Origin of the sequence: Nocardiopsis sp. SBT366 (assembly GCF_001083815.1) — a bacterium.
Taxonomy (GTDB): Bacteria; Actinomycetota; Actinomycetes; order Streptosporangiales; family Streptosporangiaceae; genus Nocardiopsis; species Nocardiopsis prasina.
In genome coordinates this window covers 106869-120322 of sequence record NZ_LAVM01000003.1, presented here as the reverse complement: position 1 = coordinate 120322, position 13454 = coordinate 106869, and the positions used below count along the sequence as shown (strand labels likewise).

Genomic DNA, 13454 nt, shown 5'->3' with positions numbered 1-13454 from the left:
GGGGGGGAGAGCCGGGGCTGGTGGGACCTCAGGGATTCCACGTTGACGAGGGCGGACCCCCTATGTAAAACGGCTCGGGGTCGCATGGCAAGCCCGGTGTCCGCGCACCCGGGAAAAAGACTGCCCGTCGGACCTGCGCGCCGGATAACATCCGCACGCATCGAAACGAACCCTGGAGCCCTCCTTGAACGCGCAGACCGACAAGTCCACCGGACCCCCTCCCGAGGCCAGGCGCGCTCGGGTCGCGGTGTCCGCCCTGTTCTTCGTCAACGGGTTCACGTACACGAACGCCGTTCCGTGGCTGCCGGTGATCAAGGACGATCTGGGGCTGACCAACGCGGAGCTGGGGCTGGCGATCGCGGCGATGCCGTTCGGGGCGATCCTCACCGGGATGCTCGCGGGGCCGCTGATCCACTGGTTCGGCAGCGGACGGACCGCCGTGGGAACCAGTCTGGTCTCGCTGGGAGCGCTTCCATTCATCGCTCTGGCGCAGAACTGGTGGATGCTCGCCGCCGCGCTCTTCGTCATGGGCTCCGCTGACGCCTGGACCGACTCGGCACAGAACTCCCACGGTCTTCGCGTGCAGCGCCGCTACCGACGGAGCATCATCAACACCTTCCACGCCGTGTGGAGCCTGGCGGCGGTCGCCGGTGGGCTGCTCGGCGCGACCATGGCCGGTTCCGGGGTGCCGATCCTCTGGCACCTGACCGGGGTGACGGTCGTGCTCGTGGTCGTGAACCTCGCCATCAGCCGCATGCTGCTGCCCGGGCCCGAGAACAGCGAGCGGGCGGACGGGGTGAACGGCCACGACGGGAGCCGCGTCCGCATCCCGGTCAAGGGACTCCTGCTGCTGGTGATGCTGGGTGTGATGCTGATGATGGCCGGGGGCATCGAGGACTCCGCGGCCTCGTGGGGGGCGGTGTACATGAGCACGGAACTGGGCGCGCCGCTCTTCCTGGCCGCCATGCCGTTCGTGGCCTGCCAGGCGATGATGACGGTGGGCCGCCTGGTCGGCGACCGGGTGACCGACCGGTTCGGAGCGGCGGCGGTGGGACACGCCTGCGGTCTGCTCTCCGCCGGTGGGCTGGCTCTCGCCCTCCTCCTGCCGCACCCGGTGACCACCATCATCGGTTTCGGTGTCATGGGGTTGGGCGTGTCCACGCTGTTCCCGCTGACACTGGCCGCGGCCGGGAACATCCCGGGGGTGCGCACCGGCGACGGGGTGACGGTGGTGGGCTGGCTGGGCCGGGCCGGGTTCCTGGCCTTCCCTCCCCTGGTGGGCTTCCTCGCCGACTCGCTCACACTCGGCAGCGCGCTCTGGGCCATCGCGGCGGCGGGGGTGGCTGCCTTCATGCTCGCCTCGGCGCTGCGTCCACGGACCTGAGGACACGAAAGGGCCCCGTTCACCGGATTCCTCCGGCGGACGGGGCCCTTCCACACGTCAGACCCACGCGGACGTGGGAACGGACGCGGTGTTACTCAGCCATGCCCGGACGGCGGCTGCCGGCCCAGAGGGCCAGAGCACCGATACCGGCCACGACGGCGCCGCCGAGCACGAAGCCCGACATGTCGACGCCCGTGGCGGCGAGCTCGCCACCGGTGGTGTCACCGGCGACCGGAGCCGGACCGCTCGGGGTCTTGGCGCCGGGGGCGTTGGCGTTGGGCGGCTGGCCGTTGTCACCGGGGCCGGTGCCCAGGTCCGGGTCGGTGCCTCCACCGTCGCCGCCACCGGGCGGGGTGCCACCGTCGCCGCCACCATCGCCGCCACCGGGCGGGGTGCCACCGTCGTCGCCACCGCCGCCGTCACCGGGCGGGGTGCCACCGTCGTCGCCACCGCCGCCGTCACCGGGCGGGGTGCCACCGTCGTCGCCACCATCGCCGTCACCGGGCGGGGTGCCACCGTCGTCACCGTCGTCGCCGCCCGGGTCCTCGCCTTCCCCGTCACCGGGGTCGCCGCCGTCACCCGGGTCCGGGGGATCGATCGGGCCCGGGTCCGGGTTGCCCGGCTCCTCACCGTCGTCACCCGGGTCGGGGAAGAGCGGCGGCAAGTCGAACGCCGGGAACGTGGTGACCTCTTCGAAGGCCTGCTCCACGATGGGAGCGACCTCGACCACGGGGTCAGCCGCGGGGGCCGGAGCCGACTCCTGGACCGCCACCGGGGCGGCCTCAGGCGTGACATCGGGGATGGTCTCGTCCGCGGTCTCGGCCGCGAAGGCCGGAGTCACCGAGAAACCAGCCATGAAAAGGCCGGCCGCGGTGACCGTGAAGACCCGCTTCTTAAGGGACATCCCACTCCTTTCTTTCGCTTGCGAACTGAACTACTCAGGGGGGATGGCATACAGGTGGCCCTCATGGACCACCACCGCGCGGTCGCCGAGAAGGCCGCGCGGAGTCTGGGTGTCCTCGGGAACCTCGGAGGGCTCACCGGCGGCGTCCAGCGCCACCCGTTCGCCGTCCAGTTCACCGAAGACCTGGGCACCGACCGTCGCCTCGGGGGTGAAGCCCGCGACCACGGTGGTCTCACCGGTGGCCGGGGAGAACAGCACCGGGCCGTAGGCGACCAGGTCGACGCCGATGGGCGCGGAGAGGTGGCTGACGCCCTCCAGGGCGTCCTCCTCGATCTCCGCCGCGCCGAGCGGGGTGCCGTCCTCGCGGTCGTGGAAGGCCAGGATCGAGCCGTCGCCCCGCTGCGCCTCCCATCGGACGATGACGTACTCGCGCAGGGCGGTGACCACGCCCTCCATGTCACCGGCGCCGTCGGGACGGTCCGCGTGGACCTCCCGCTCCTCGCCGCCGGGCTCGACCCACTGCCAGGGGCCGTTCACCACGGCGGTCAGGGCGCGGTCGTCGGCCGCGAGCATCGGCTCCGAGCTGCCCGGAGCCTCGAACTCCTCCAGCTCGCCGTCGATGGGCAGGTAGGAGGTCTCGTCGGTGCGGACCAGGACGGAGTCGCCCGCGTACCGGGCGGAGCCGGACTCGGGGAGCGTGATGCTGGTGGGGCTGACGCCGGAGACGGGCCAGAACCACAGGGTGTCGGCGGTCTCCATCGCGACGGCGTCCTCGCCGCCGTACTCCACGAACCGGGGTGCGCCGAGCCCGGCACCCGCTTCGAAGGGCAGTTCCACCGACCACTCGCGCGAGCCGTCGTCGGCGAGCAGGTTGAGCTGCTCCTCGGGGTCGATGTAGGCCAGGTACGAACCGTCACGGCTGATCCCGGGCTGGGTCTCCGGAGCGAGCTCCTCGGAGAAGTCGACCGTGGGCGCGTACCCCGGCGGGGCCTCGAACTCCAGGGCGACCGCGGTGTCGTCGGCCCCGTCGTCCTCCGTCGCCGTGGAGACGGAGGGCAGGAACCGGGTGACGACCACCCCGCCCCCGACGACGAGCAGCAGAGCGAGCACCGCCGCTCCCCCGATGAGGACCTTCCTGCCCCCGCCTCTCTCCTTCTTGGCTGCCGGAGGACGTCCCGGAGGCGTCTGACCGGCCTGGGGCGTGCCCGGGATGGGCGGCTGCGGGCGGTCCGAGAGAGCCTGGTCCGCCGCCTGCACGACCCCCGAGGGGGTCGCGACCAGACGCCAGTAACCGTTGGCGTCACGCGCGTCGACCAGTACCGGCTGCCCGATCCTGGCGGCGTAGCCAGTGGCGACGTCCAGCGCCGCGCGCCGCGTCTCCTTGGGGGCCAGGCCGCTCACGACCTGGCGGTGTCCCTCGATGACGATCTCGGCGCTGAGTTCGTCGGGCGCGATGACGATGACCGCGGTTGGCCGGGGGTGCTCCGGACGGGACGCCCGGCTCATGGTGCCTCCGAAGGCATGGGGAACGTGAACCTGTTCGTGTACGGGAGCAGGGGGACGATCAGCGATGACGGCCGGTCGCGGCGCGACGGGATCCGCAAGCGGGGGTTAAACGGCACACGAGTAGTCAATGCTGCACGTGATGATACTGACCGTCTCAGAGGATGTTCACTCCGTTTCATCGAGAAGGAACCGGGCACCAGCCCCGCCCCACCTGTTCGAGTTCGCCCTACGGGACCGGTGACCTGCTGTGACTTGCGGAGGAGGTCACGGGACCCGCCCTGCGCGACTTGCTCACGCTGGAGAGGACACCCCAAAAGGCGATCAGGTTCACGCCGAAATTGGCCGGATCTGGCCAGGGGGTCCTCGGTTGAACCTGACTCCCACCACTCACGCAGGTCGCGTGGACGGACGGGGGTCGCGTGCGCCGACCCTGTGCAGGTCCAGTGTCCGACGCCCTCCGCTCGTCAACGGGTTGGGCCAGTAACGCAGCTCGACGTGCGCCTCCTCCCCGGGACGCAGGTCGACCTCCAGCGGCGCCGAGCGTTGAAGGTCGAGGAGAGCGCGGACCCGGCGCCGCCCCGGAGCCACCACGACCGTCGCCCACTGGCCCGCCGCCAGACTGACGACGTTCTCGCCGTCCACCTGGAACCGCGGGTTCAGCGTGTTCAGTCCCCCCGGGCGCTGGAGGGGAACGCTCAGGTAGAGAACGGCCCACCCCGGAGCCGGCGTCACCTGCGCGCCCCAGCCGACGATCATCGGTCCCGGCCCGGCCGGGGGCGTCTCCCCGGACTCCCGCACCTGGCAGACGATCGCCAGGGCGTACAGGGGGACGGTGAACGCCAAGAGGTAGAACACCTCCCAGGATCCGCGCCAGACGATGGTGGCCACAGTGACGAGCAGGAGCGGCCCGCACAGGAGGTGTGACCCGATGCCGAACAGCAGTCGGTGGAGGTCACCAGCCTCGCGCCGCTCCCGCTCGTCCTCGGCGGGCGAGACCAGGAACGCCATCCGGACCAGGAACACGCACATGGCGCCGAGGACACACCCGACGATGTGCACGACGACGAACGGAGGACCCCAGAAGCCCAGGAAGAAGGCCGTCGCCAGGGAGAGGATGCTGCCCACGAGGAACACGGCGGAGAGTCTCATCGGCCCTCCCCCAGCGGCGCCGGAGCCCGGAGCCCGTTCTGCCCCAGGGAGGCGATGGCGCGGTTCTCGCGGACACGGAGCACGAAGGACAGCGCGTAGGAGACGAGGCAGACCACCAGCACCGGGACCGGGCCACAGGTCTGGTGCCAGGACAGGCTCCAGACGGCGACGGCGAGGAGAGCCGGGTACACCGCCCAGGCGACGCCCATGCCCCAGTTCCCCGGCTTGTCCCTCGTCGCCCGCGGCGGCTGCGTGCGTGCGCACTCGAAGGCGTGACCGACCGCGAAGAGGAGCAGCACGGCGAGGATCCCCGCGCTGGTGAAGTGCAGGTGCCCACCGGAGGTGGGCGTGACGGCCAGGGTCCCGAGGTAGGCGTACAGGCCCAACAGGTACGAGCCCCTCATCTGTCGTCCTCCTTCCCGGATTCGGTGCGTTCCCTCAGGTAGGCACGGGTGCTCAGGACAGCGAAGCCCGTGGCGGTGGGAACAGGGCGAGGGGCCAGAGTGACGGGACTCCGACCGGGTGGATCAGGTTCAGTGCGGCTGGCAGCGCCGCGACCAGAGCCATGGGCCAGGCCAGCCACACGAAGACGACGCTGACGAGCGGCGGCCTCGCTGTCCCGGAGAACCGGCCGGGCAGGGCCGGGGCGATCACCACGAGGATCTGCCCGACCAGCACCGCCACCAGAGCGAACAGCATGAGCACGAAGAAGGGTCGGCTCTGGTTGATGGATCCGTTGGTGAGGATCGTGTACAGCATGAAGCTCACCAGAGCGGCGGCCACGGTGGCGGCGCAGAAGCTCTGTGAGGCGGCCGTCGAGTACCCGCGGGGTGCCTCCGGAACCGGGCGGCGGTGGGCCCGGGTGGCGAGGAAGGCCAGAACCAGAGCCGTGAGCGGAAGCAGGAGGAGCGGCCAGAGCCACGGCAGGAGCCCCGTTTCGGAGAACACCAGGGACAGGGGGATCACCGCGAACAGCCACGGCATCCAGACGAAGGCGACGGCCTGTTCCGGTCGCGCCGAGGGCGCTCCGGGGCGCTGGGGCAGGGCCGCCAGGTACAGGACGCCCAGGCTGGAGAAGGCCAGGGCGAGAAGGTTGGTGGAGCCGTGGTGGAGGGGGTGACCCGTGGTGAGGGTGAACCACAGGGTGACGCAGAGAATCGCGGACACGATCGAACCGATTCCGAGGCGCGAGGACGCGTGGATCGGGGGCCCGGAGGGGGAGGGCACTGGGGGCCTTTCAGGGGACTGTCCAGGCTCGGGGCGGCGGGTTCGCGGCCTCCCGCCGGACACAGTCAAAATACTGACATTCCCGTCTTAACGGTCCCTTTGGCCGTTTCTGGTCAGCGCCCGTTGAGGGTGTCGATGACCGCCTGCTCCCGCCGCTGGGCGAGCCGGTCGGCCCGCTCGAAGTGGCGGTTGGCGAGTTCCGCGCGGGCGGGGGCGGTGCGCACCGTGGGCCACAGGGCGTCGATCTCGGAGTTGAGCGAGGACCCCACCAGCACGGCGATCGCCATGACGTACAGCCACGCCAGGATCGCGATGGGGGCGGACAGCGAGCCGTAGATGCTCACCTGTCCGAAGGAGGCGTCCAGGTAGGCGCGCAGGCCGGCCGAACCGGCCAGGAGCACGAGGGTGGCCAGCAGCGCCCCGGGCAGGTGCCGCCACAGCGGGGTGCGGACGGGGACGCTGAGCGCGTAGAGCAACGTGACGGCGGCGGTGACGAGCAGGGCCACCAGCGGCCAGTAGAAGAGGTTGAGGTGACCGACGGTGAGCGGGAGCAGATCGTGGACGATGTCGGGGCCGGCCACCAGCACCGGCAGCAACAGGACCGCGAACAGCAGCCCTCCCAGGTAGGCGAAGAAGGCCAGCACCCGCTGCCACAGCCAGCCGCGCAGTTCGTCCAGGCCGTAGGAGATGGTGATGGAGCGGATGAAGACGTTCATCGCCCGCGAACCCGACCACAGGGACACCAGGAAGGTGACGGAGAGGACACCGCCCGGGACGCCGCCGAGGAAGTCGTCGACCAGCGGCTCCACCACGCTCTCGACGGTGGCGGGAGTGAGGATGCGCGCCGCCAGGTCCAGCATCCACTCGCGGATCTCCACCACGAGGTCCTCCCCGAACACCATGGCCAGCGGCCCCAGAGCGCCGAGAAGACAGAGCAACAGCGCGGGGAGGGAGATCAGTGCGAAGAAGGCCGACTCGGCGGCCAGGCCGACGACCCGGTCACGGGAGAAGGCCCGGATGGTGCGCAGCACGAGCAGCGTGCCGCTGTGGAAGACGGGATGGCGTCTGAGCCAGGCGTCGACCATGCGCCACAGGCTTTCCCAGAATCCCACCACAGGGAGAACGTTAGCGCTCCTCAGGACGGTCGGCACCATCGCGGCATGACGTGACTCACATTCGGGCCCGATCGGCACGCCTGGACAAGCGCCGGACGCCCGTGCCATTCTCGAAACATGAACGCTGTTCTCGACCCCATGCTCCGCGTGCGCCGCCACGTGGACTTCCTGCGGGTCAGCAGCGCCATCTGTTGCAGCGTCGGATAACTTCTCGCCGCCTTTTGACGCACCCTCAGGGGTGCGCGCGGCCCCGGCGCTCCCCCTCTTCCTTCAACTCCCACACGGGCTTCACCCGTGACACCAGCCACGACGACGTGCGGTGTCCACGGGCCAGTGGTGCGGGCGCCGGGATCGTGAGCACCCCGCGACCCCAACGGAGACACCCGCGATGCCTCCCTCTTCCGCGCAGCCCGGCAAGCCACCCACGGCAGCCAAACCCAAGCGCCGCCGTGGTGAGGGCCAGTGGGCCCTCGGCTACCGCGAACCGCTGAACAAGAACGAGGAGAACAAGAAGAACGACGACGGGCTCAACGTCCGCGATCGGATCATCAACGTCTACGCGAAGGGCGGGTTCGACTCCATCGACCCGGCCGACCTCCGTGGGCGCTTCCGCTGGTTCGGCCTCTACACCCAGCGTGCCCCGGGCATCGACGGCGGCAAGACGGCCGTGCTGGAGCCCGAGGAGCTGGACGACCGCTACTTCATGCTCCGCGTGCGCATCGACGGCGGCCAGCTGTCGGCGGCCCAGCTGCGCGCGGTCGCGGAGATCTCCCGTGACTACGGGCGCGACACCGCAGACATCACCGACCGGCAGAACGTGCAGTACCACTGGATCCGCGTGGAGGACGTCCCCGCGATCTGGGAGAAGCTGGAGTCCGTGGGGCTGTCCACGACGGAGGCCTGCGGGGACACCCCGCGCGTGATCCTGGGCTGCCCGCTGGCCGGGGTGGCCGAGGACGAGGTCCTGGACCCCACCCCGCAGATCGAGCAGATCTACGACGAGCACATCGGCAGTCCGCTCTACTCGAACCTGCCCCGCAAGTTCAAGTCGTCGCTGTCCGGGTGCACCGTGCACTGCGTGAACCACGAGATCAACGACATCGCCTTCGTGGGCGTGCGCGACGAGGCGGGAGAGGCCGGGTACGACCTGTTCGTCGGCGGCGGTCTGTCCACCAACCCGATGTTCGCGCAGCGGCTGGGCGCGTTCGTGCGCCCGGACCAGGTGAGCGAGGTGTGGGCCGGGGTCTGCGGGATCTTCCGCGACTACGGTTTCCGGCGCCTGCGCACCCGTGCCCGGATCAAGTTCCTCATCAAGGAGTGGGGCGCGGAGAGGTTCCGGGAGGTCCTGGAGCAGGAGTACCTCGGCTACGCGCTTCCCGACGGCCCCGGTCCCGTGCTGGACCCGGGGGTGCGCCGCGACCACGTGGGCGTGCACCGCCAGCGCGACGGACGCTTCTACGTGGGCTTCGCGCCCAAGGTGGGCCGGGTCTCGGGCGCCTCGCTGCTGCGGGTCGCCGAGATCGCCGAGGAGCACGGGTCGGACCGCATCCGCACCACCGCCGACCAGAAGCTGGTCATCCTCGACATCGAGGAGGAGCGGGTCCCGTCGATCACGGCCGCGCTGGAGGCCGAGGACTTCCAGGTCAACCCGAGCGTGTTCCGCCGTCAGACCATGGCCTGCACCGGCATCGAGTTCTGCAAGCTGGCGATCGTGGAGACCAAGGGCCGCGCGGCCACACTCATCGACGAGCTGGAGAAGCGGCTTCCGGACTTCGAGGAGCCGGTGACCATCAACGTCAACGGCTGCCCGAACTCCTGCGCGCGTATCCAGGTCGCCGACATCGGTCTCAAGGGCCAGCTGGTCATGAACGACCGGGGTGAGCAGGTGGAGGGCTACCAGATCCACCTGGGCGGCGGCATGGGGCTGACCCAGGCCTTCGGCAAGAAGATCCGCGGGCTGAAGACGACCGCCGACGATCTCCCCGACTACGTCGAGCGGGTGCTCCGGCGCTTCCAGGAGCAGCGCGAGGACGGCGAGAACTTCGCTGCCTGGGCGGGCCGCGCCGACGACGCGGACCTGAAGTGACCACCTGACACCCAGAGGCCCGGGCGGTGCGCGCCCGGGCCCGCCCGACCCCCTCACCCGGGCCGGGTCCACCGGAAGGAAGAGGTGCGCCGTGTCCGAAAGGGCCGCGCCTTACTACTGCCCCTACTGCGGCGACGAGGACCTGATGCCCGAGGAGGGCGCCGCCGTCAAGGGTGAGGGCTACCCCTGGGCCTGCCTGTCGTGCGCCCGGGTGTTCCGAGTCAAGTACGTGGGCCTGCGCTCCGCCTCGTTCTCCGCGGGCGGAGCCCCCTCCAGACCGACGGAAGGCAGCGAATGAACGCCACCATCACCGAGACCGGCGGACCGGAGCTGGCCGAGCGGGCCGCCCGAGAACTGGAGGAGGCCTCGGCGCCGGAGATCATCGCCTGGGCGGCCGAGACCTTCGGCTCCGAACTCTGCATGACCTCCTCCATGGCGGACGCGCTCATGGTGGACCTGGCGTCCAAGGCCGCTCCGGGGATCGACGTGATCTTCCTGGACACCGGTTACCACTTCCCCGAGACCATCGGCACCCGTGACGCCGTGGCCTCCGTGTACGACGTCAACCTGATCACCGTGGAGCCGCTGCGGACCGTGGCCGAGCAGGACCTGGCTCTGGGCCCCCGGCTGCACGGGCGCGACCCCGGCATCTGCTGCCACCTGCGCAAGGTGGAACCCCTCCAGCGGGCGTTGGAGCCGTACTCGGCGTGGCTGACGGGGCTGCGCCGGGAGGACTCGGTGACCCGCCGGGACACCCCGGTGGTGCAGTGGGACCGGCGTCGGCGGATGACCAAAGTCAACCCGATCGCCCGGTGGACCCAGGAGGAGGTGGACGCCTACATGTCCGAGCACGGGGTCATGGTGAACCCGCTGCAGTACGACGGCTTCCCCTCGATCGGCTGCGAGCCGTGCACCCGTCGCGTGGAGCCGGGCGAGGACCCCCGTAGCGGCCGCTGGGCCGGGACCGGCAAGACCGAGTGCGGAATCCACGTATGAGCGCCGGTGCGGGGCACCGACCGGGCACCTCGGTCCCGCTTCTGGCGGTGGCGCACGGAAGCCGGGACCCGAGGTCGGCCCAGGCGGTCTCGGCCGTCTTCGATCGGGTGCGTGCCCTGCGGCCCGGGCTGGACGTGCGCCTGTCCTTCCTGGACCACGTGGCCCCCGCGGCCGAGGAGGCCCTGGACGAGCTGGCCTCCGGCGGGGCCGGTGAGGTCGTGGTCCTGCCCGCCCTGCTGACGGCGGCCTTCCACAGCAAGGTGGACCTGCCTTCGGTGCTCGACCGGGCGCGTGAGCGCGGCCCGTGGCTGCGGCTGCACTACGCCGACACACTGGGCCCGCACCCGCTGCTGTTGGACGCGGTGGAACGGCGTCTGGCCGAGGCAGGGGCCCACGCCGAGCCGGGGACCGCGCTGGTGCTGGCCTCGGCCGGGTCGAGTGACGCCGGGGCCAACGCGGTGATCCGGTCGATGGCGCGCGAGCTCGCGGAACGGGGCCCGTGGGGCGAGGTGGTGGCCGCCTACGCCTCGGCGTCCGAGCCGAGCCCGGGCCGGGCGGTGCGGGAGCTGCTGGAACGCGGCCACCGCCGCGTGGCGGTGAGCGGCTACCTGCTGGCTCCCGGTTTCTTCTCCGACCGGGTGCGTGAGCAGTCGACTGCGGCGGGGGCGTCCGTGGTCGCCGACTCCCTCGGAGACGTGCCCGAGCTCGCCCGTGTGGCGCTGGAGCGCTACGACGCGGCGGTCGCGGCCCGGCACGCCGACGTGCGGGAGTCTGCGGCACGCCCGTGAGGGGTCGAGGGCGGGCGGCCAAGGTGCCGCCCGCCCTCACGTGTTCCCGACCGGCGGCGCCCCGGCGAGAGGGACGGCCAACGGCCGCATCAGGCGGCGGCCGGGTCAGGCGGCGGTGACGGCCGCGGCGAGCAGGATCACGGCGGAGAACAGCAGCGCGCCCGGGGCTCCCACCGCGCCCGCGACGCCGGCGGCCGCGGCCGGTACGGCGACCTGGCCCACGCGGTTGCCCCAGATGCGCAGGGCCAGGGCCGCCCCTCGGGACCCCTCCGGGGCCAGGGTGGCGACCTGAGCCATGGTCAGGGGCTGCCCCAGACCGAGCAGGAAGCCGCCCACGACCAACACCACCGCCAGGACGGCGAACCCGCCCAGGGGCAGCGCCACCAGGGTGAGCGCGACCGCGGCCACGGCGGTGCTGGTGACGACCAGCGCCCTGCGCGACCACCGGCGCCGCATCCACGGCAGTGTGAGGCGTGAGAGCAGCGAGGCACCGGCGCGCATACTCAACAGGACGCCGACGAGCATCGGGGACAGGCCACGGCTCTCGGCGATGAGCGGCAGGTAGGCCGTGAGGATGTCCACTGCGGTCAGCAGCGCCAGGCTGGTGAAAAGTGCCGAGGGCATGCGGCGGCGGCGCAGGAGGTCCCTGGTGGGGACCGGGGGCGCGGCCCTCTGCTCGGCGGTGCGTCTCATCGGGCGCAGCCGCGCCAGGGGGATCAGCGGCAGGACTCCGAGGGCGGCGACGACCCCGGCCACCAGCAGCGCGGTGGAGGTCGCGGAGAGCAGTTCCGCTCCCGAGGCGTCGGCGAGGATGGCCCCGGAGATCAGTGGTCCGGCGAGCTGGCCCAGGGAGGCGGCGGCGGTGAACCAGCCGAAGTCGCGGTCCAGGTGTTCGGGGCGCGAGTAACGGGCGATGAGTGCCTGAGCGGAGACCATGCACAGCAGGTGCCCGACACCCACGACCGTGCTGGCCAGGGCCAGACCGAGCAGCCCACCGGAACCGGCCAGGAACAGGCTTCCCACGGCCAGGATGACCGAGCCCAGACCCGCGATCCAGGCGATGCGGGCCGCGCGGTCGGTGAAGCGGCCCAGGGACACCGCGATCACCAGCGGAAGCAGTGCGTAGGCGGCGGTGACCAGCCCGACCTCGACGGCGTCCCCGCCCACGGCGATGGTGCGGTAGGAGATGAGGGGACGGACGAGGTTGAGCGCGGTGTGGGTCAGGACCACGCTGCCCAGCAGTCCCCAGAGCCACCGGGAGCGTTCCGTCGGTCCCGAGTCCGTCATGGTCCCCCTCGCGGCGTGTCCTGTGTGGACACCTCGCGGATTCGTCCCGTGACGGGATGATGGCATGAGCGGGGTGTCGTACGGCGTCGGGCATCGTATCGAAGGGGCCGGTCAGGGAGGCCTACCGGGGGTCCGGGGTGGGCCGCTCCCGGGTGGCGGCGGGTTTCCTCGGGGCCAGCGTCGGCGAAGCCGTGCGCGGTCGACCAAGCGGAGGCAGCCGAAGTTTCGGGCGGTCGGCGTCCGTTCCCGGCCCCGGTTGAGTAGGTTCGGGGTACTGGAACCGAGCGGACGGAGTGGGCGATGACCGGGCGGGACGGAATCCGGGACATGCTGCGAGGACTGCGGGTCTTCGCGGGGCCCATGGCTACCTTCGACCCCTCCGCCGCCCCGGACGACCCGGTGGACCTGTTCGTGGAGTGGCTGGGCGAGGCCATCGAGGCGGGCGTGCCCGAACCGCACGCGATGACGGTGGCCACGGCCGACGCCGACGGGACGCCCTCCGCGCGCGTCCTCATCCTGAAGGACCTCACCGCCGACGGGTGGTCGTTCGCGACCACCACGACCTCCGTCAAGGGTCGGGAACTCGCACGGAACCCGAAGGCCGCGCTCCTCTTCTTCTGGGGGCTCCAGGGGCGTCAGGTACGCCTGCGCGGCCCCGTGGAGCTGGCCGGGCCCGACGAGCGCGCGGCCGACTTCACAGCCCGCTCGTTGGAGGGCCGGGTGGCGGGCCTGCACGGACGCCAGAGCCAGCCCCTGGACAGCCTGGAGACCATCCACACGACCGCTGAGGAGAGCCGCGCCCGGCTGGAGGCCGACCCCGGACTGGTGCCCGACAACTGGGGCCTGTACCGGCTCGCGCCCACCGAGATCGAGTTCTGGCAGGCGGACCCCGACCGGCGCCACACCCGTCTGCGGTACCGGCGCGAGGACGTCTCGGCCCCGTGGGAGCGCGGACTCCTGTGGCCCTGAACCGTTCGCCCCGCGTCCGTGCGCCTGAGCAGGAGCGGACCGG

The 13454-nt window shown here is 71.5% G+C and carries 14 protein-coding genes; 7 read left to right on the top strand and 7 right to left on the bottom strand.

Annotation, left to right across the window (positions count from 1 at the left end; all coding sequences use genetic code 11):
• Positions 1-184 precede the first annotated feature (184 nt).
• Complete coding sequence (locus ADX84_RS01835; RefSeq protein ID WP_049566314.1) at positions 185-1384, top strand: MFS transporter; 1200 nt, start codon at positions 185-187, stop codon at positions 1382-1384.
• Between the two features lie 91 nt (positions 1385-1475).
• Here ADX84_RS01835 and ADX84_RS01830 read toward each other — a convergent pair whose 3' ends face one another.
• From ADX84_RS01830 to ADX84_RS01805, 6 genes are all read right to left on the bottom strand, one after another.
• On the bottom strand, positions 1476-2288 hold the full coding sequence (locus ADX84_RS01830) for a hypothetical protein (protein WP_049566311.1): 813 nt from the start codon (positions 2286-2288) through the stop codon (positions 1476-1478).
• A 30-nt stretch (positions 2289-2318) separates the two neighbouring features.
• Positions 2319-3794 carry a hypothetical protein gene (locus tag ADX84_RS01825; protein WP_049566308.1) on the bottom strand — a complete coding sequence of 492 codons (1476 nt, stop codon included), beginning with the start codon at positions 3792-3794 and terminating at the stop codon, positions 2319-2321.
• A 387-nt stretch (positions 3795-4181) separates the two neighbouring features.
• Complete coding sequence (locus ADX84_RS01820; protein WP_049566306.1) at positions 4182-4943, bottom strand: hypothetical protein; 762 nt, start codon at positions 4941-4943, stop codon at positions 4182-4184.
• Positions 4940-5347: a hypothetical protein gene (locus ADX84_RS01815; protein ID WP_049566303.1), complete on the bottom strand. Its 408-nt coding sequence runs from the start codon at positions 5345-5347 to the stop codon at positions 4940-4942. Before ADX84_RS01815 ends, ADX84_RS01820 begins: the two co-directional genes overlap by 4 nt.
• Positions 5348-5399: 52 nt before the next feature.
• Positions 5400-6110, bottom strand: a complete 711-nt coding sequence (locus ADX84_RS01810; protein WP_156208001.1) for a hypothetical protein — start codon at positions 6108-6110, stop codon at positions 5400-5402.
• Between the two features lie 173 nt (positions 6111-6283).
• Positions 6284-7285 (bottom strand): YihY/virulence factor BrkB family protein, encoded by a 1002-nt coding sequence (locus tag ADX84_RS01805; RefSeq protein ID WP_049566297.1) that lies wholly within the window; start codon positions 7283-7285, stop codon positions 6284-6286.
• A 117-nt stretch (positions 7286-7402) separates the two neighbouring features.
• On the opposite strand from ADX84_RS01805, the gene ADX84_RS27060 reads away from it, so the two are divergent.
• The 5 genes from ADX84_RS27060 to ADX84_RS01785 all read left to right on the top strand — a co-directional run bounded on the left by ADX84_RS27060 (position 7403) and on the right by ADX84_RS01785 (position 11155).
• Positions 7403-7492 (top strand): putative leader peptide, encoded by a 90-nt coding sequence (locus tag ADX84_RS27060; RefSeq protein WP_338042027.1) that lies wholly within the window; start codon positions 7403-7405, stop codon positions 7490-7492.
• A gap of 181 nt (positions 7493-7673) precedes the next feature.
• A complete protein-coding gene (locus tag ADX84_RS01800) occupies positions 7674-9371 on the top strand; it encodes a nitrite/sulfite reductase (RefSeq protein ID WP_049566294.1) in 1698 nt (565 codons plus the stop codon).
• A 91-nt stretch (positions 9372-9462) separates the two neighbouring features.
• Positions 9463-9669 (top strand): hypothetical protein, encoded by a 207-nt coding sequence (locus ADX84_RS01795; protein WP_049566293.1) that lies wholly within the window; start codon positions 9463-9465, stop codon positions 9667-9669.
• A complete protein-coding gene (locus ADX84_RS01790; protein WP_049566289.1) occupies positions 9666-10367 on the top strand; it encodes a phosphoadenylyl-sulfate reductase in 702 nt (233 codons plus the stop codon). Before ADX84_RS01795 ends, ADX84_RS01790 begins: the two co-directional genes overlap by 4 nt.
• Entirely contained in the window at positions 10364-11155 is a 792-nt protein-coding gene (locus ADX84_RS01785) for a sirohydrochlorin chelatase (RefSeq protein WP_199776446.1), read from the top strand. Before ADX84_RS01790 ends, ADX84_RS01785 begins: the two co-directional genes overlap by 4 nt.
• 105 nt (positions 11156-11260) lie before the next feature.
• Here the strand turns inward: ADX84_RS01785 and ADX84_RS01780 are convergent, their stop codons facing one another.
• Entirely contained in the window at positions 11261-12442 is a 1182-nt protein-coding gene (locus tag ADX84_RS01780) for an MFS transporter (RefSeq protein WP_049566283.1), read from the bottom strand.
• 300 nt (positions 12443-12742) lie between these two features.
• Here ADX84_RS01780 and ADX84_RS01775 point away from each other — a divergent pair, with 300 nt between their 5' ends.
• Positions 12743-13411, top strand: coding sequence for a pyridoxal 5'-phosphate synthase (locus ADX84_RS01775; protein ID WP_049566279.1), 669 nt, complete (start codon positions 12743-12745; stop codon positions 13409-13411).
• Positions 13412-13454 lie beyond the last annotated feature (43 nt).